Source organism: Ruegeria sp. CI5, from assembly GCF_056536885.1.
Genome location: NZ_JBQFQN010000008.1, coordinates 77,053 through 94,480, shown reverse-complemented (window position 1 = coordinate 94,480; position 17,428 = coordinate 77,053). Strand labels below are relative to the sequence as shown.

At 61.9% G+C, this 17,428-nt stretch carries 17 protein-coding genes and 1 tRNA gene; 9 read left to right on the top strand and 9 right to left on the bottom strand.

Annotation, left to right across the window (positions count from 1 at the left end):
* Positions 1-313 precede the first annotated feature (313 nt).
* Entirely contained in the window at positions 314-928 is a 615-nt protein-coding gene (msrQ, locus tag ACR0BA_RS18075; RefSeq protein ID WP_480729288.1) for a protein-methionine-sulfoxide reductase heme-binding subunit MsrQ, read from the bottom strand.
* Positions 929-932: 4 nt separating this feature from the next.
* On the bottom strand, positions 933-1,835 hold the full coding sequence (gene msrP / locus ACR0BA_RS18070) for a protein-methionine-sulfoxide reductase catalytic subunit MsrP (protein ID WP_480729287.1): 903 nt from the start codon (positions 1,833-1,835) through the stop codon (positions 933-935).
* A 224-nt stretch (positions 1,836-2,059) separates the two neighbouring features.
* On the opposite strand from msrP, the gene ACR0BA_RS18065 reads away from it, so the two are divergent.
* On the top strand, positions 2,060-3,043 hold the full coding sequence (locus tag ACR0BA_RS18065) for a hypothetical protein (RefSeq protein WP_170422069.1): 984 nt from the start codon (positions 2,060-2,062) through the stop codon (positions 3,041-3,043).
* A 64-nt stretch (positions 3,044-3,107) separates the two neighbouring features.
* Here the strand turns inward: ACR0BA_RS18065 and clpB are convergent, their stop codons facing one another.
* From clpB to ACR0BA_RS18050, 3 genes are all read right to left on the bottom strand, one after another.
* Positions 3,108-5,726 carry an ATP-dependent chaperone ClpB gene (gene clpB / locus ACR0BA_RS18060; protein WP_480729284.1) on the bottom strand — a complete coding sequence of 873 codons (2,619 nt, stop codon included), beginning with the start codon at positions 5,724-5,726 and terminating at the stop codon, positions 3,108-3,110.
* Positions 5,727-5,851: 125 nt separating this feature from the next.
* Positions 5,852-6,166: a hypothetical protein gene (locus tag ACR0BA_RS18055; RefSeq protein WP_093965477.1), complete on the bottom strand. Its 315-nt coding sequence runs from the start codon at positions 6,164-6,166 to the stop codon at positions 5,852-5,854.
* Between the two features lie 100 nt (positions 6,167-6,266).
* Positions 6,267-7,523: a tetratricopeptide repeat protein gene (locus tag ACR0BA_RS18050; protein ID WP_480729282.1), complete on the bottom strand. Its 1,257-nt coding sequence runs from the start codon at positions 7,521-7,523 to the stop codon at positions 6,267-6,269.
* Positions 7,524-7,610: 87 nt separating this feature from the next.
* On the opposite strand from ACR0BA_RS18050, the gene pyrF reads away from it, so the two are divergent.
* Together pyrF and ACR0BA_RS18040 are read left to right on the top strand one after the other, a co-directional pair.
* The gene (gene pyrF, locus ACR0BA_RS18045; protein ID WP_480729280.1) at positions 7,611-8,327 is read left to right on the top strand and encodes an orotidine-5'-phosphate decarboxylase; all 717 of its coding nucleotides are present in this window, start codon (positions 7,611-7,613) and stop codon (positions 8,325-8,327) included.
* A 373-nt stretch (positions 8,328-8,700) separates the two neighbouring features.
* Positions 8,701-9,954 (top strand): DNA polymerase IV, encoded by a 1,254-nt coding sequence (locus ACR0BA_RS18040; RefSeq protein WP_480729278.1) that lies wholly within the window; start codon positions 8,701-8,703, stop codon positions 9,952-9,954.
* Between the two features lie 6 nt (positions 9,955-9,960).
* On the opposite strand, the gene ACR0BA_RS18035 is transcribed toward ACR0BA_RS18040, so the two are convergent.
* Positions 9,961-10,821 (bottom strand): N-formylglutamate amidohydrolase, encoded by an 861-nt coding sequence (locus ACR0BA_RS18035; protein WP_170373397.1) that lies wholly within the window; start codon positions 10,819-10,821, stop codon positions 9,961-9,963.
* Positions 10,822-10,969: 148 nt separating this feature from the next.
* On the opposite strand from ACR0BA_RS18035, the gene ACR0BA_RS18030 reads away from it, so the two are divergent.
* From ACR0BA_RS18030 to ACR0BA_RS18005, 6 genes are all read left to right on the top strand, one after another.
* Positions 10,970-11,044: transfer RNA gene (locus ACR0BA_RS18030), tRNA-Val, on the top strand.
* 93 nt (positions 11,045-11,137) lie between these two features.
* Entirely contained in the window at positions 11,138-11,263 is a 126-nt protein-coding gene (ykgO, locus tag ACR0BA_RS18025; RefSeq protein WP_005648635.1) for a type B 50S ribosomal protein L36, read from the top strand.
* A 115-nt stretch (positions 11,264-11,378) separates the two neighbouring features.
* Complete coding sequence (locus ACR0BA_RS18020; RefSeq protein ID WP_480729276.1) at positions 11,379-12,542, top strand: WD40/YVTN/BNR-like repeat-containing protein; 1,164 nt, start codon at positions 11,379-11,381, stop codon at positions 12,540-12,542.
* 151 nt (positions 12,543-12,693) lie between these two features.
* Positions 12,694-13,707 (top strand): Fe(3+) ABC transporter substrate-binding protein, encoded by a 1,014-nt coding sequence (locus ACR0BA_RS18015; protein ID WP_170451994.1) that lies wholly within the window; start codon positions 12,694-12,696, stop codon positions 13,705-13,707.
* A 108-nt stretch (positions 13,708-13,815) separates the two neighbouring features.
* Positions 13,816-14,370, top strand: a complete 555-nt coding sequence (locus tag ACR0BA_RS18010) for a helix-turn-helix domain-containing protein (protein ID WP_480729274.1) — start codon at positions 13,816-13,818, stop codon at positions 14,368-14,370.
* Positions 14,367-14,885, top strand: a complete 519-nt coding sequence (locus ACR0BA_RS18005) for an N-acetyltransferase family protein (protein WP_480729272.1) — start codon at positions 14,367-14,369, stop codon at positions 14,883-14,885. Before ACR0BA_RS18010 ends, ACR0BA_RS18005 begins: the two co-directional genes overlap by 4 nt.
* On the opposite strand, the gene ACR0BA_RS18000 is transcribed toward ACR0BA_RS18005, so the two are convergent.
* The 3 genes from ACR0BA_RS18000 to ACR0BA_RS17990 are packed head-to-tail and all read right to left on the bottom strand — an operon-like array spanning position 14,882 to position 17,366.
* Entirely contained in the window at positions 14,882-15,520 is a 639-nt protein-coding gene (locus ACR0BA_RS18000; RefSeq protein ID WP_480729270.1) for an AAA family ATPase, read from the bottom strand. The two genes, ACR0BA_RS18005 and ACR0BA_RS18000, sit on opposite strands and share 4 nt — an antisense overlap.
* Positions 15,517-16,293, bottom strand: coding sequence for an ATP-binding cassette domain-containing protein (locus tag ACR0BA_RS17995; RefSeq protein WP_170366340.1), 777 nt, complete (start codon positions 16,291-16,293; stop codon positions 15,517-15,519). Before ACR0BA_RS17995 ends, ACR0BA_RS18000 begins: the two co-directional genes overlap by 4 nt.
* Positions 16,293-17,366 carry an ABC transporter permease gene (locus ACR0BA_RS17990; protein ID WP_005979495.1) on the bottom strand — a complete coding sequence of 358 codons (1,074 nt, stop codon included), beginning with the start codon at positions 17,364-17,366 and terminating at the stop codon, positions 16,293-16,295. Before ACR0BA_RS17990 ends, ACR0BA_RS17995 begins: the two co-directional genes overlap by 1 nt.
* Between the last annotated feature and the right edge of the window lie 62 nt (positions 17,367-17,428).

Here is a 17,428-nt window from a genome sequence, read left to right as displayed (position 1 = left end):
AACCCCAACTCAAGATGCCCCCGGTCTCTCCCAGGCGTCTCAACCGTCTTTCCAGTCCGTCAGGCCTTCTCCAAGACCACCCAACACCGCCTCAGCAGCGCCGGTGAAGGGCGTTCTAAGGATAACTGCAAATCACCGCAAGCAGAAAATGACAAGAATTGGGAAAAAATCGCGAAAACAAAAATAATTGTTTATTTTCAGGTTATTGATGACGTCATGCCTCCCCAGAACTCAGTTTTCGCCTGGGCCTCGCAGTGCAAAAACACTCACTGTATGACTTGCCCACATGGTTACCCACAGCCCAGCACCCGAGTCACGCGGAATCGGCGCGCCGGGACGCCGTATTGAGAGCCGGCTTGGGCAGGCGCAGCAGCAACAGGGCAAGAATCACAAACAGGTAGATCAGGGGTTCGATCTGAAAGCCCTTCGCCAGCATGACGTAGTGCAGCCCTGCAAGGATGGCTGCCGGGTAGACCAGCTTGTGCAGGCGCCGCCAAGCCGCCCCCAGCCACCGGACCGAGGCATTGTTCGACGTGATCCCAAGCGGCAGCATCAGAACGAATGCCGCCATGCCAACTGTGATGTAGGGTCGCTTTATGATATCTGCCCAGATTTGACTTGGGTCTTGCACGTCCAGAACCAGCCAAACCAAAAGGTGGCACGCCACATACGACAGGGTTAAAATGCCGAAGGCCCGCCTGAACTTCATTAGGTTCAAGCCGGTAAGCCGCCTCAGCGGCGTGACCGCCAAACCCAGGATCAACAACTGAAGCGCCAGTTCTCCATATTCATGTTCCAAAGCCTCGATCGGTTCGACCCCGAGGCCTCCGGTCATGCCTTGGTAGAACAACCAGGGCACCGGAACCAATCCGGCAATGTAGACGGCCCAGACAGGAACGCGGCGCAGTATCTGGTTCAGCTTGTGCATGGCCTCAGTAGTATTCCCTGAGATCCATGCCGTCATAAAGCCCTACGACCTCTTCTTCGTAACCGTTGAACATCAGTGTCGGTTGTCGCTTGGCAAACAACCCGCCGCCGATGCGGCGCTCCGAGGCCTGCGACCACCGCGGATGATCCACGGTCGGGTTCACGTTGCTGTAGAACCCGTATTCACGCGGGTTGGCCATGTTCCAGCTGGTTGGCGGCTCTTCCTCGGTCAGAGTGATGCGTACGATCGATTTGATCGACTTGAAGCCATATTTCCACGGAACCACCAAGCGCAGCGGGGCGCCGTTCTGGTTGGGGATCGGGCGGCCATAGATACCCGTCGCCATGATCGTCAACGGATGCATCGCTTCGTCCAGCCTTAGACCTTCCCGATACGGCCAGTCCAGAACCGGATATGCAACTCCCGGCATCTCGTCGGGGCGCAGCGCGGTTTCGAAGGCCACGTATTTCGCCCCCTCCTGCACACCCGCCATGTTCAGCAGATCGGCCAGCTCGAACCCGTTCCACGGCACGACCATCGACCAGGCCTCGACACAGCGGAACCGGTAGATGCGTTCTTCGATCGTCATTTCGGACATGATGTCCTGGAAATCATACTCTCCCGGGCGGTCAACCAACCCGTCGATCGTGACGCTCCATGGTTCGGTCTTGAGGGTATGGGCGTATTTCGCAGGGTCGTCCTTGCGGGTCCCGAACTCATAGTAGTTGTTGTAGGAGGTGATCTCTTCCCACGTGTTCTGCTCCAGCGCATCTTCCGCATCGGCACGGCCCGCGATCATCGCCAGTCCCGATCCGGCGAGTCCGGCCATGATCTGTCGGCGGTTCAGGAACGCCGCCCGCGGGGTCGTATCGGCATGTGTCAGGGTGTTGATCCAGCGGTGCGCCATTACGTTCTCCGTTCATCTACAAAGATCAGCCTTGAATTAGCCTCGTTTTAGCACCGGACCAACGCAACTTGCGTCACGATTGAGAGACGGGACTGTAACGAAGCCTGCGTTGCATTCCCGTCGCGCACAGACGAACACCTGTTTGGAACGGCATCAACGGGATGGAAGCTGCACATCCGATAAGGTATCGCCGAAACAACCAGAGACTGTGTGAAGGCTGCCCCGTGTTACTGACCAAAACCATTCCTTTGTCCCTTTCGATCCTGTGGCGCTTTGCGGTGACGTTCCCGATCCTGCTCATCGGCCTTTTTCTGTACGGCGCGTTGGGTGGCGTGATCGGGTTCGTCATCGGGTTGATCCTGCCCGGAACACTGTTCATTGCAACCTTCCTGATCAGCGCCTCATCCGGCGTGATCCCGATCATGGTCGGCGCCCGGTTCGGGTTCCAGTCGAAACTGATCCGACCCGGTGTGGGCTATCGCAAGCTGATCGTTCCCGCCATTGCCTATGGCGGGGCGGAGTCTCTGGCGATCGCCCTGATTCTTGCGCCAGTGGTCGGGTTGGCCTTTGTTCAGGTCGCGCCGAATCTGGTTGATCTGACCAAGACCCCCGAAACACCGGCCCTGGACTGGCTGACCTCTGCCGGCGCGTCGGTTTCGGTGGCGGGCCTCGTCGTCACGGTTGCGGTATTCACGGTAGCCTCGGCTGCGCGGGCCAGTCTGCTGGTTCCCCTGGCTGCGGCAGCCTTGGGCAGCGACCCTGACGACCGACCCTATACGCCCTTCCGCAATCTGGGTGCCTCCTTTTGGCCGCTGTTTGCTTTGGTGGCCATCAGCTATGTATCAATGATGGTGCTTTACGTCCTCGCCTTTCTGGCCGTGGCATTCCTGGCGGGGCTACCGGCGTTGGCAACGTCCGTCACCGAAATCGAAGGCCTGTTCCGCGGTGGGGCCATCGAAAACCCGATCTGGCCTGCTGTGGCCTTGTTTCTCAGCTTTATCCTGGTCGGGCTTTGGGGGCTGAGCCTGCAATCCGCGGGCGCGGTATTGGCCTATCTGAAACTGCAGGACGGGCGCCCCAGCCGCCATATGGTGGATCCGGCCCAGCGCATGGCTCCGCCGGCACCACCACCATCGCCCGAGTCCGGTCCGCGCCTGAGTGCCGACGACTTGCGAGCATTGCGCAAAAGCCGTCAGAACCACGACTGATTGGTGCGCATGAAAAAGGCCCGCCATTTCTGGCGGGCCTTTCCTGTTTCAGCCAAGCCGCAAGTTAGTGGACCACGGCCTCGTCCGGGCGCGGGCGGTCGCTGGTGCCCAACCGGTCGCCGATGATCAGACCATCGGGTCCGGCAGTTACCGGCACGGTGTCGCCATCCCGGATGTCGCCGGCCAGCAAAGCCTCGGCCAGCGGGTTCTGCAGGGCACGCTGGATCACGCGCTTGAGCGGACGCGCCCCGAAGACCGGGTCGTAGCCTTCGTTGGCCAGCCACTCCTTGGCGGCATCGTCCAGCACAAGATCGATCTTGCGCCCGGCAAGCCGCTTCCGCAGGCGGGACAGCTGGATGTCGACGATTGCATCCATGTCCGACCGCTGAAGCCGGTCGAAGATGATGGTCTCATCCAGACGGTTCAGGAACTCGGGCCGGAAATGCGCCCGGACCGCGTCCATCACGTCGCGCTTGGCCTGCGCCGTGTCGGCCCCTTCGGGCAACTGGCTGAGCGCCTGCGACCCAAGGTTCGAGGTCAGCACGATCAGCGTCTGCTTGAAGTCGACCGTGCGGCCCTGACCGTCGGTCAGCACACCGTCATCCAACACCTGCAACAGCACGTTGAACACGTCCGGATGCGCCTTCTCGACCTCGTCGAACAGAACCACCTGGTACGGCCGGCGACGGACGGCTTCGGTCAGAACGCCACCTTCCTCATAGCCGACATAGCCCGGCGGGGCACCGATCAGGCGGGCGACGGCGTGTTTCTCCATGAACTCTGACATGTCGATCCGCACCATCGCGTGTTCGTCGTCGAACAGGTATTCGGCGACGGCCTTGGTCAGCTCGGTCTTACCTACACCGGTCGGGCCGAGGAACAGGAACGAGCCCAGCGGGCGGTTCTCGTCGTTCAGACCGGCCCGGGCCCGACGCACGGCATTGGCCACGGCGCGCACGGCCTCGTCCTGGCCGACCACGCGGGCATGCAGCGCTTCTTCCATGCGCAGCAGCTTTTCGCGCTCGCCTTCCAGCATCTTCGAGGTCGGGATACCGGTCCAGCGTTCGACCACGGCCGCGATCTGTTCAGGGCGTACCGTCTCCTTGGCCATGACCGCGTTGCTTTCCTGGCTTTCAGCCTCGGCCAGCTTGCGCTCCAGTTCGGGGACCACGCCATAGGACAGCTCACCGGCCTTGGCCAGGTTGCCCTCGCGCTTGGCGATCTCCAGCTCGGCGCGCGCCTTGTCCAGCTGTTCCTTCAGCTCGCGGGCGCTGGCCAGCTTGTCCCGCTCGGCCTGCCACTGGGCGGTCAGCTCGGCGGATTTCTCCTTGAGCTCGGCCAGTTCCTTCTGCAGCGCTTCTAGCCGATCTTTCGAAGCCGCGTCATCTTCAAGCTTCAGCGCCTCTTCCTCGATCTGGAGCTGCAGGATCTGGCGATCCAACTGGTCCAGCTCTTCGGGCTTGCTGTCCACTTCCATGCGCAGACGCGAGGCGGCCTCGTCCACGAGGTCGATCGCCTTGTCGGGCAGGAAGCGGTCGGTGATGTAGCGGTGCGACAGGGTCGCAGCCGACACCAGCGCCGAATCCGAGATGCGCACGCCGTGGTGCAGCTCGTATTTCTCCTTGATGCCGCGCAGGATGCTGATCGTGTCCTCGACCGTGGGTTCCTGCACGTAGACGGGCTGGAACCGGCGGGCAAGGGCCGCGTCCTTTTCGACGTATTTGCGGTACTCGTCCAGCGTGGTGGCACCGATGCAGTGCAGCTCGCCCCGCGCCAGCGCGGGCTTGATCAGGTTGGCCGCATCCATCGCACCGTCGGACTTGCCGGCACCCACCAGCGTGTGCATCTCGTCGATGAACAGGATGATCTCGCCAGCGGCGGCGGTGACCTCGTTCAGAACGGCTTTCAGGCGTTCCTCGAACTCGCCACGGTATTTCGCACCGGCGATCAGGGCACCCATGTCCAGCGCCAGCAGCTTTTTGTCCTTCAGCGATTCCGGAACGTCGCCGTTCACGATGCGCAAAGCCAGACCTTCGGCGATGGCGGTCTTACCCACACCAGGCTCACCGATCAGAACCGGGTTGTTCTTGGTCCGACGCGACAGAACCTGCATGGCGCGGCGGATTTCCTCGTCGCGGCCGATGATCGGGTCAATCTTGCCCTCTCGGGCGGCCTCGGTCAGGTCGCGGGCATATTTCTTCAGCGCGTCATAGCCCTCTTCGGCATTGGCGCTGTCGGCCGTACGGCCCTTGCGGATGTCATTGATCGCCTCGTTCAGCTTCTGGGCGGACACGGCACCGGCTTCCAGAGCCTCCTTGGCCTTGGATTTGACGATGCACAGCGCCATCAGCACGCGCTCGACCGGTACGAAGCTGTCGCCAGCCTTTTTGGCGATCTTCTCGGCCTCGTCCAGAACCTTGGCGGTCTGACCGTCCAGATAGACCTGGCCCGCGTCGCCGCTGACCTTCGGGATCTTGGCCAGGGCAACATCCAGCGCCTCGACCACGCGCTCGGGCGCGCCGCCCGCACGTTTGATCAGGTTGCTGGCCAGCCCCTGGTCATCATCCATCAGTGCTTTCAGAATATGTTCGGGAGCCAATCTCTGGTGTCCCTCGCGCAGCGCAATGCTTTGCGCCGCCTGCACGAAACCTCGTGCACGCTCGGTGAACTTGTTCAAGTCCATGGCATTCTCCTTTTCCAAGCGCCCGTTAGATTTGCGCCTGCTTGGCAGCACGCAGTGGTCCGGGCCTCATGGATCAATTTGGGAAATGTCCCCGCTGCTTCAAGAGGGTAGCGGGTGAAAAACGCTCAGCCGCGGGGAATCGTATAGACTGTATAGCCGCCGGTTTCGGCCACCTGCTGAGCATTCTGCATCTCGACCAGCGACTGAGCGGCGGCGCTGCCGGTGGGACACGAGACAAGGTCGGCCGTGTGGTCAAGGAAATTGACGGTAAAGGCGGTTTCGCCGGTCAACTGGCACCAGTCATCTTCGGAACGATAGCCGCCGACCAGGTACAAATCGTCATTGGTGGGCGGCGGCGCAGCGCCCGTCTCGGGCTGTGGAGGGGTGTCGTCACAAGCGGCGAGCGCGGCCACGGCGGCCAGCGGAAATAGGTGCTTCATGTTCTGTCCCTTTGGTGCAATTTTTGTTTCTGAATGGCGGCACCATAGCACAGTTAGACCACAGCGGGGAAACGAGGGTCTCCCCGCCCAGCCGTGGGGGTCAATCGCCTTCGATTTCCCGGATCAGCTTTTTTGCAACGTCGTCGCCCTGCTCGGCCGCAAGACGGTAATACTTCAACGCGCCTTCGATCTCGCCCGCCTCGTGCAGCAGCCGGCCAAACTTGCGCTGCGAGGCCATATGGCCAAGCTCGGCCGCCCTGCCCCAGAGGACAAACGCCGCCTGCGTGTCCTGGGGCACGCCGTCCCGCCCGTGATAGGTCAGCGACCCCAGATTATGCAGCGCCACGACGTCATCCTCTTCGGCGGCCTGGAAATAATACTCCACCGCCTTTTCGATATCCTTGGGATATCCGTTCTGGCCGGTTTCGTAGATCAAGCCCAGATGCACCGCGGCATCGACGTTCCCGTGATCGGCGGCCCGCTCCAGATAGTCGACCGCGCGGTCCATATCCTGTGCGACATGCGTGCCGTCGCGATGAAAGATGCCCAGGCGGACCATTGAGGGACCATACCCATAATACGCGGCCCGTTCATAATACTCGAGCGCCTTGTCGATGTCGGGCGCGACACCATCCCCGTGCTCATAGCCGTATGCCACGTTATGCATCCCCATGGACAGGCCGGCATCGGCGGCCGCCATGTACCACCCGAACGCCGTTTCATCGTCTTCGGGAACGATCTCACCCTCGTTATAGAGCGAAGCGAGCGTGTTCATCGCCAGCCCGCTGCCTTCCATTGCCGCCAGCTCCGAAAACTCGAGCGCCATTTCCAGCTTGCCGCCTTTCATCAGCGCCCGGCCGAACGCGGCGACGACCTCGGCGTCGACATTCTGGTCTTCCAGCAGTAGATCGGCACAGATCGCCATCGCATTCTCGGCGTCCACATCCGCCCATTCCACCCCGTCGAAATAGGGCGACTGGCCCGGAGCAGCAGCGGCCATCAGGCACTCATATTCTCCGTCCGAATAGTCGGGCTCGTATGGCGGATCGTCGGGGTCCGGTTCCGGCCGGGTTCGCAGGTCGGTGACAAGCAGGCGTCGCGTCTCTTCTTTGGGGGCGCTGACCTCCTCCGGTTCAGGTGCGCCTCCATTGAATTCGGCCAGTTGCTCGCGTGCAAGATGCGAGTAGATCGGGCACTCCGCGTAGACCTCGGCAAAGCTTTGGATGGCTGCCGCCGACCCGCTGTCCTTGACGTCCGCCCAGACCAGTCGGGCCTCGCCGCAATCCGTTTCACCGGCCCAGACAGCGCCCGCCCCGGCCAAAACAGCTGCCGAAGCCACCACACCCAACCGTATCATCCTGTAGTTCCCTGCGTCTTTTCTTGTCTGATTGCGCCACACGCTCTACAGAAGCGCCGATCCCGTCAAGCCTGAAAGGTCGAAACAATGCCCGAAGCCCTGCCCCAAACCGCAGATGACCGCCTGATCGTCGCCCTCGACGTGCCCAACGCGCTGGAGGGGCTGAAAATGGCCGAGACGCTGGGCGACGCGGTATCGTTCTACAAGATCGGGCTGGGCATGCTGACCGGTGGCGGGTTGGCCTTGGCAAACGAGTTGAAGCAGGAGCACGGCAAGCGCATCTTTCTGGACATGAAGCTGTTCGACATCGGCAACACGGTGGAAAACGCCGTGCGGGGGCTGGCGCAGTTCGATCTGGATTTCCTCACCGTGCACGGAGACCCGCATGTGGTGCGTGCTGCCAAGGAAGGCGCAGCAGGCAAGGATCTGAAGATCCTCGCGGTGACCATCCTGACCTCGCTGAACCGTGACGATCTGGATGCAGGTTTGATGAAGTCCGGCGACATGCAGGACATGGTTCTGGAACGCGCGGCCCGCGCATTCGAGGCCGGCGCCGACGGCGTGATTGCCAGTCCGCAAGAGGCGGCCCTGATCCGCGCCCTGCCCCAGGCCGAAGGCCGACTGATCGTCACCCCTGGCGTGCGGCCGTCCGGATCGGACCTTGGCGATCAGAAACGCGTCGCGACACCCGCCGCCGCAATCAATGAAGGGGCCGATCACATCGTGGTCGGGCGGCCGATTTATCAGGCCGCCGACCCCAAAGCTGCAGCCGACGCCGTACTGGCCGAGTTGCGTTCGGTGTAACCTTTTGAGGGCAAGTCGCGTCAAATCACCATTCCAGAAGCACGATTTGGCCCGCAAGCGGTTGACCTTGCGTCACTTTTGGCCGCGGCCGCGCCAAATTGCCTCTGTGCCCCAAAACACACATGAAAAACACGAGTTTTGGGACCTGCTTCGTAGGCCTATCGAAATCGACATTTTTGGGCGATTCTGATCAAGAGACACTCCCCAACGGGCCGCGTCTTCCTGAGGCCCGTTACCTCCCCCCGCGAAACTGCGGGGGGTCTTCTTGTCGGCCCCACCTTTTCGTTCAATCGCTTTGCGCTGCAGCGTGCGGTGTTGTACTTTTGGCACCTCGGCCAGACCGCTCATTCACGGTGCCCGTGGAAAGGAAATGATGCCCGCTCTCTGTCGCGATTGCCTTGCCAGTCTTCACGACGAACGGCGCTGCCCCTCCTGCGGCAGCCCGCGGGTGTTGCGGCATCCAGAGCTGTTCGATCTGACAATCGCCCATATGGATTGCGACGCGTTCTATGCCTCGGTCGAAAAGCGCGACAACCCCGAACTGACGGGCAAGCCGGTGATCATCGGCGGGGGGCGGCGTGGCGTGGTGTCAACGGCCTGCTATGTGGCGCGTATTCGCGGCGTGCGCTCGGCCATGCCAATGTTTCAGGCGCTGAAACTATGCCCCGATGCAGTGGTGATCAAACCGCGCATGTCCGTCTATGTCGAAGTCTCACGACAGATCCGCGCGATGATGGACGAACTGACACCGGATATCGAACCCCTGTCACTGGACGAGGCGTTCATGGACCTGTCAGGCACCCGGCGGCTGCATGGCGCGCCGCCCGCAGTGATGCTGGCACGGCTGGTCAAGCGCATGAAAGACGAACTGGGCCTGACCGGCTCGATAGGGCTGTCGCACAACAAGTTCCTGGCCAAGGTGGCCTCGGACCTGGACAAGCCGCGCGGGTTTTCCGTGATCGGCAAGGCGGAAACCGCCGAGTTTCTGAACGACAAGCCGGTTCGGTTGATCTGGGGCATCGGACCGGCTGCGCAGGAGTCACTGGAGCGGGCCGGCATACGCACATTCTCGGACTTGCTGCGATGGGATCAAGAGGCCCTCACGGCGCGCTTCGGCTCGATGGGCTATCGGCTGTGGCACCTGGCCAGAGGGCAGGACAAGCGGCGGGTTTCGGCCCACGAGCCGATGAAGTCGATCAGCAATGAAACAACGTTTTTCGAAGACACCGCCAACCCCGACATTCTGGACGGTCACCTTTGGCGCATGGCCGAAAAGGTGGCCGACCGTGCGAAGGCCAAGGGGCTGGCCGGGCGGGTCGTGACGCTGAAGCTCAAAAAGGCCAACCACAAACTGCTGACCCGCCGGGTCTCGTTGCGGGATGCGACACAGATGGCCGACCGCATCTACCGTACCGCCCGCGGGCTGTTCGATCAGGTCGGCGATCAGGGCCCCTATCGTCTGCTGGGCTGCGGATTGTCAGACCTGTGCGCCGAAGATCAGGCCGACATTTCCGGCGACCTGCTGGACCCCGGGGCCACGCAACGCTCGAAAGCGGAACGTGCGACCGACGAGATCCGCCGAAAATATGGAACTGATGCAATCGTGAAGGGCCGAGCGCTGCGGTGACTCTTCCTATTCGGCGGCCAACCGTGCCGGCTGAGATCCAATTCGGGCGATATCCGCGATGACTTCTTCCAGAATATCCCTGAACGCCAAGAAATTGGCGTTGGGCTCGATCGTGTTCTCATTCATGTAGAGCGCCCGGTCGATCTCGATCTGAATCGCATGCTGATGGCGGGCAGGACGCCCGTAGGTCTGGGTCACGTACGCCCCTGCAAAGGGTGTGTTGCGGGCCACGGTCAGACCTGCGGACGAAAAGGCTGCTTCGATCTGATCAACAATGACGCCCGATGCCGAGGCACCAAACCGATCCCCCAGTACGATCTCGGGACGGCGCCCCTTGGGGTTCCCGGCCATGGCAACGGCCTCGTGTGGCATCGAGTGGCAGTCGATCAAGATGGCCTGTCCGAACATGTCGATCGATTCGGCCAAAAGAGACTTCAGGCGGGCGTGATAGGGGCGCCAATAGGTGTCGATGCGCAGGCGCGCTTCGTCCATCGTAAGCTTGCCGCTGTAGATTGCGCGACCGTTGGATACGACACGGGGGATCACGCCCAACCCCGATACCACGCGCGGGTTGTGTCCCTGGCGGCGCGCGCCCAGAATCAACGCAGGATCCAGTTCCTCGGCGCTGCGGTTGAGGTCAAGGAACGCGCGCGGCATCTGCGCTGCAATCAACGGTGCGCCCTGGATCGAGGCGGAAGCGAACAGTTGATCGACAAAGGCATCTTCGGAAGAGCGAATCACATTGCGGTTCAGAACCGAACGATCCAGAAAGCCCGGCAAATAGTTCCGACCGCTATGTGGCGAAGAAAAAACAACGCACGACGTGCGTTCTGCGGGCATTTCCAAAGCGTATGCGGCGCTGTGCATGGCCTCTCCTTCTTTGCCGATAACATAGACCGGAAAATTGTTGGACCAAACCCCTTGAACCCCTTCGCGACTCCTTTTATAGACCCCTCCACCGGCGCGGAGATCCGCGCCCCGTTTCGTTATGGGGCAGGATACGCAAAGGGAAAGTGGGCGGTTAGCTCAGCGGTAGAGCACTTCGTTGACATCGAAGGGGTCACAAGTTCGATCCTTGTACCGCCCACCATCGTTTCACTGTTTCGGGTCTGACCCGGGGCACCCGCTAACCCAGGCGCTGGCCACGTCCTTGATGAAGGCGCCGCAGAATTGGAGAGAGACCATGAAGGTCAAGAACTCGCTCCGCTCGCTCAAGAACCGGCACCGCGACTGCCGGGTTGTGCGTCGCAAAGGCCGCGTCTATGTGATCAACAAGACGCAGCGCAAGTTCAAAGCTCGTCAGGGCTGAGAACGGCAAATCGCTGTTTCAAAGAACCGCGCCTCCGGGCGCGGTTTTTTTGTGCCGCGCGCCGAGACTGACCGTTCGTGTTAGGCTGTCCAAAACAGCCGGGAGCGCGAAACGGATGAAACACTCTTGCATCGACATACTGGTGGGCACCACCAAGGGTGCCTTCGTGATCATCGGAGACCCGGATCGCGCTTCTTGGCGCATTACGGGTCCGCATTGCGACGGCTGGCCCATCAACCACGTCGTTGGCGATGACGAAACCGGGACACTCTGGGCCGGCGGTGGCGGCGACTGGCACGGAGCCGGTGTCTGGCGCTCCGAGGACGGGGGCCAGAGCTGGGAAGTCACCAAGCTCACCCGGGGGCAGCAGGACGAGTGGGCCGCGAACGATCCCGACTTTGCCGAGTTGATCGGGTGGACCGGAGAAGCAGCACCGTTCGGCGACGAGTTCTCGCAGATCTGGTCGCTGCATCATACGGGCGGGGCATTGTACGCGGGAACAAAACCGGCGCGGTTGTTGGTCAGTTCGGATGCTGGGCAGACCTGGGAAACGGTCAATGGCCTGACCGATCACCCCTCAGCCGAAGACTGGTCACCGGGGGCCGCAGGCTTGGTGCTGCACACGATCGTTTCCGATCCAGACGATGCGCAAAAGCTGTGGGTGGGCATATCGGCGGCCGGAGTATTCGCCTCGGAAGACGGCGGCACTACGTGGGAGCGGCGCAACCGGCTGTCGAACGCCGAAAGTTGCGGCCATCACGACCATCCGGCCGCGCCGCGGGACGGTCAAATCGGTCATTGCGTACACAACATGGTCCGGGCGCCCGGCACCAAAGGGCTGCTGTATCAACAGAACCATCATGGTGTCTGGCGTTCGTCCGATGACGGGCGCAGCTGGGACGATATCTCGGGCGGGTTGCCGTCGACCTTTGGATTCCCAATCCACGTCCATCCCCACGATCCCAATACGATCTGGACCATTCCCCTGAATGGAGACAGCATCGGACGGTATCCGCCGGATGCGGCAGCGGCAGTCTGGAAATCGACCGATGGTGGCCAAAGCTGGACCGCTTGTCGCGAAGGGCTGCCGCAGACCAGCTGCTTTTTCACGGTTCTGCGCCAGGCGATGGCAGGAGATTGTTGCGACCCTGCGGGTGTCTATTTCGGAACCAACAGCGGCTCGGTGTTTGCAAGCGCCGACGAAGGCGAAACCTGGACCGAGATCGCCAGGCATTTGCCGACCATTTTGTCGGTCGAGACAATTCAACGCGCGCGCTAGCCATGCCTGTCCGGCGCACTTAAACACGCTGCGGCAAATTAGACCAAGTAATTTTGTCGGATTTTCTTGCATCCCACCCGGAATCGTTTAATTGAGCAAATCAGTCGGGAAATACCCCGCTCATGAGATTCGACAACCGGGACATCCACAGATGAAAACCACGAGCTTTATCGCCGCCGCACTGTCGGCCCTGATCGCCGGATCGGCCGCCGCCGAAGGCGAGCTGAACCTGTACTCCTCGCGCCATTACGACACCGACGAGCGTCTCTACACCGATTTCGAAGAAGCCACTGGCATCAAGATCAACCGCATCGAAGGCAAGGCCGACGAGCTGATCGCGCGGATGGAAGCCGAAGGCGCGAACTCGCCCGCCGACATCCTGCTGACCGTGGACACCTCGCGCCTGGCGCGGGCCAAGAACGCCGGCCTGCTGCAGGCGGTCGACAGCGACGTTCTGGAAGAGCGCATCCCCGCCAACCTGCAGGACGAAGACAACCAGTGGTTCGGCTTCTCGCAGCGCGCGCGCATCATCTTCTACGACAAGAATGACGTGACCAACCCGCCGGCCACCTACCTGGATCTGGCCGACCCTGAATACAAAGGGCTGGTTTGCATCCGGTCGTCCAGCAACACCTACAACCAGACCCTGCTGGCCTCGATCATCACCCATCATGGTGCCGAAAAGGCCAAAGAATGGGCCGAGGGCGTCGTGGCCAACATGGCGCGTGAACCTCAGGGCGGCGACACCGATCAGCTGCGTGGAATCGTGTCCGGTGAATGCGAAATCGCCGTGTCGAACTCGTACTACTTTGCACGTGCCCTGCGCAAAGACGTCAAGGGCCTGTCGGACAGCGTCGACATGATCGGAATTCAATTCCCCGCGCAGGATGCCGAAGGCGCACACATGAACCTGTCGGGTGCGGGCGTCGCGGCCCATGCCCCGAACAAGGACAATGCGGTCAAGTTCCTGGAATACCTCGCCAGCGATCAGGCACAGGTCTACTTCTCGAACGGCAACGATGAATTCCCGGCCGTCCACGGTGTCGATCTGGCCGAGAACGTGGCCGCTCTGGGTGAATTCAAGGCCGATGAAGTGAACCTGTCTGAAGTCGCCAAGAACATCCCCGAGGCCCAGAAGATCTTCAACGAGGTTGGCTGGAAGTAAGCCGACATCATATCGAGCAGTTGAAGGGGCGCAGCACAGGCGCCCCTTTTTATTTTATTTATTTCTGCTATATCTCTCATTATCGAAACTGTTTCTCGGATATGAGACATGCTAGACAACCTGTCCAGCCGCCTCGCCCGCCACCTGAGCGACCTGCGCCGCAGCCGGGGCTGGTCGCTTGAACAACTCGCTCAGGCCAGCGGGGTCAGCCGGGCCACCCTGTCGCGCATGGAGAAGGCCGAGGTCAGCCCGACGGCCGAGAATCTTGGCCGATTATGCGCAGCCTACGGGCTGCCTATGTCGCGCCTGTTGATGATGGTCGAGGACAGCTTCGACCCCAAGGTTCCTTACGAACGGCAGATCGAATGGCGCGACCCCGAAACCGGGTTCACGCGCCGGTCGGTTTCGCCCCCCTCGGCGGGGCTGACGGGCGAGGTTCTGGAGTGTCACCTCCCGCCTGGCACCACGATCAACTATGACGCACCACCTCGTCCCGGGCAGGAACATCACTTGATCGTGCTGGACGGCGCACTGACCCTGACCGTTGATGGAACGTCCCATGCGCTGAACGGGGGTGATTGCCTCCGCTATCATCTGTCAGGCGCAACCCGCTTTGAAACCGAGGCGTCCCGCGGCGCCCGCTACATTCTGGTGCTGATATGATTACACGCCTGACCGAAACGACTTTTGACCAAGCGGTGGAGGACCTGGCGGATATCCTGCATGGCTGCGTGCATACCGGCGCCAGCATAGGGTTCATTCTGCCGTTTTCCCATGACGCCGCGCGCGCCTATTGGCAGGAACGCGTGCGCCCGGCGCTGTCAGCCGGAGAGCTGGATCTTTTCGTGGCCTATGGCGACGGACGCATCCAAGGGACGGTTCAGCTGATTCCGGCTGCGATGCCCAACCAGCCGCACCGCGCCGATGTGGCCAAGCTGCTGGTGCATCCCGACGCACGGCGGCGCGGGCTGGGCCGTGCCTTAATGGGCGCCCTGCAAGAGCGCGCCGCCGAACTTGGCCGAACCCTGTTGGTGCTGGACACGCGCAGCACCGACCCGTCGCTCATCCTGTACCAAAGCCTGGGCTTTGAAACTGCCGGAGAGATTCCCGGCTATTGCCGCAACCCGTTCGAGCCCGCGTTCGAACCCACCACCTACATGTACAAAGCGCTGTCTTAACTCAGCACCAGGTCGGCCGCGCCCGAGTTCTGCACCACGCGTCGGGCGTTGGGTATGTCATTGGCGAAGGCTCGGCGCTCAGCTTCGTCGCGAGGCAGGCCCAGCCCGATCCAACGGTCCAGCAAGCGCGCCTCGAGCGTCGGCAGGGGCACGTCCAGAAACACGGTCAGCGCCCAGTGGTCGCGCAGATCGCGCCACCCCGGTTCGCCCAGCAGCAGATAATTTCCCTCGACGATCACCACCCGCTGGTCGCGGGTCACGAACGAACAGGCTGCGATGGACTTGTCGAGCACGCGGTCGAACTTGGGCACGGCGACCTCGTCTTCGGCCTGAAGGCGGCGCAACAAGGCGTGAAAGCCCGGCAGGTCGAATGTCTCGGGCGCACCCTTGCGCGGTAGCAGATCGCGTGCCGCCAGGATCTGGTTGTCATAGTGGAAACCATCCATCGACAGCAGCCCGGTCGGAATGCCGCGCCCCTGCAGCGCCTGTTGGGCAAGAGCGGCCACGGTGGATTTCCCCGCACCCGGCGGCCCGGCCACGGCAACAAGCTGGCGCGCCTCGACGTCCGCCAGCCCGGCTGCGGCGTCGGCGATCCGCTCGGCCAGCGCCTGCGGCGATGACCCCTCGGTCGTCATGCCGCGCGATCCTGGTCCGGCGGCTCTTTGGCGCCTGTCATGAAGGCCACGGCATCGGACATGGTGTAGTCTTTGGGGTCGATCACGCAGAGCCGCTTGCCAAGCCGATGCACATGGATGCGGTCGGCCACTTCGAACACATGGGGCATGTTGTGGCTGATCAGAATGATCGGAATGCCACGCGATTTCACGTCCTGGATCAGTTCCAGAACCCGGCGGCTTTCCTTGACACCTAGCGCCGCTGTTGGTTCGTCCAGGATGATGACCTTGGACCCAAACGCCGCCGCCCGGGCTACGGCCACACCCTGACGTTGTCCACCCGACAAGGTCTCGACCGCCTGGTTGATGTTCTGGATCGTCATCAGCCCCAGTTCGTTCAGCTTGTCGCGGGCGAACTTCTCCATCGCCGGACGGTCGAGCATCCGGAATACCGAGCCCAACGGCCCCTTGCGCCGGATCTCGCGCCCCATGAACATGTTGTCGGTGATCGACAGGGCGGGCGACATGGCCAACGTCTGATAGACCGTTTCGATCCCGGCTTCGCGCGCGTCGATGGGCGAGTGGAAATCGACCTTGCGCCCTTCCAGCCAGATCTCGCCCTCATCCGGGGCGACGGCACCGGAAACCGCCTTGATCAAGGTCGATTTACCTGCGCCGTTGTCGCCGATCACGGCCAGGATTTCGCCCGGCATAAGGTCGAAATCGCAGTGATCCAGCGCCGTGACCTTGCCATAGCGTTTGACCAGATTGCGCCCTTTGAGAATGGGTTCCATCACGCTGCTACCTTTCTGATCCACTGGTCCACGGCCACGGCGGCGATGATCAGCATACCGATAAGAAGGAATGTCCACTGCGCATCCGCGCCCAACAACCGCAGGCCGAGGGTGAACACGCCGACGATCAGCGCCCCGAACAACGAGCCCAGGATCGACCCGCGCCCCCCGAACAAAGAAATGCCTCCGATCACGACGGCGGTGATGCTTTCGATGTTGGCCAACTGCCCCGAGGTGGGCGAGACCGAGCCAATGCGCCCGATCAGCGCCCAGCCGGCAAAGGCACAGATCAACCCCGACAGCATGTAGACCGACATCAGCGTGCGATGCACGTTCACTCCCGACAGCTCGGCGGCCTCGGGGTCGTCGCCCACGGCATAGACATGGCGCCCCCACGCGGTATGCCGCAGCGCATAGGCCAGCACCAGGATCAGGACCAGCATGAAGATCACCCCGACCGTGAACACAGCCCCGCCGACATTGAACTTGGCGCCGAACAGCTGAAGGATCGGGGCGTTGGCCTCGATTTCCTGCGACCGGATGGTTTCGTTCTGTGAATACAGGAAGTTGGCGGCCAGAACGATCTGCCACATGCCCAGCGTCACGATGAAGGGCGGCAGCTTGACCCGGCTGACCAGGAACCCATTCACCGCGCCGATGGCGGTCCCGATGGCCAGACCGCACAGGATCGCCACCGCGGGCGGAAGCCCATAGCGGAAGGTGAACTGGCCCATCACCACCGAGGACATGACCATGATCGCGCCCACGCTCAGATCGATCCCGGCGGTCAGGATCACCAAGCTCTGGGCGGCGGCCACGATGCCGACGATCTGCACTTGCTGCAGGATCAGGGTCAGTGCGAAAGGCGAAAAGAACTTGGCGCCCAGCAAGGCGCCGAAAATCAGGATCGCCGCGACCAGAACGATCAGCGGCACCAGCGACGGGTTCACATGCAGAAAGTGTTGGACCGTCCCCATGAAACCGCGGTGGTGATCTTCGAATTCGGCAACTTGTTCCGGGCTGCCTTTGGCTGCGGCTTCGAAGTCGTCGGACTGTCTCGATGTGTCGGACATCAGTGAGGTTCCCCCATGCGTCAAGCTCCCGTCTTGGGGCGACTCTAGCAAAATTTCGGGTG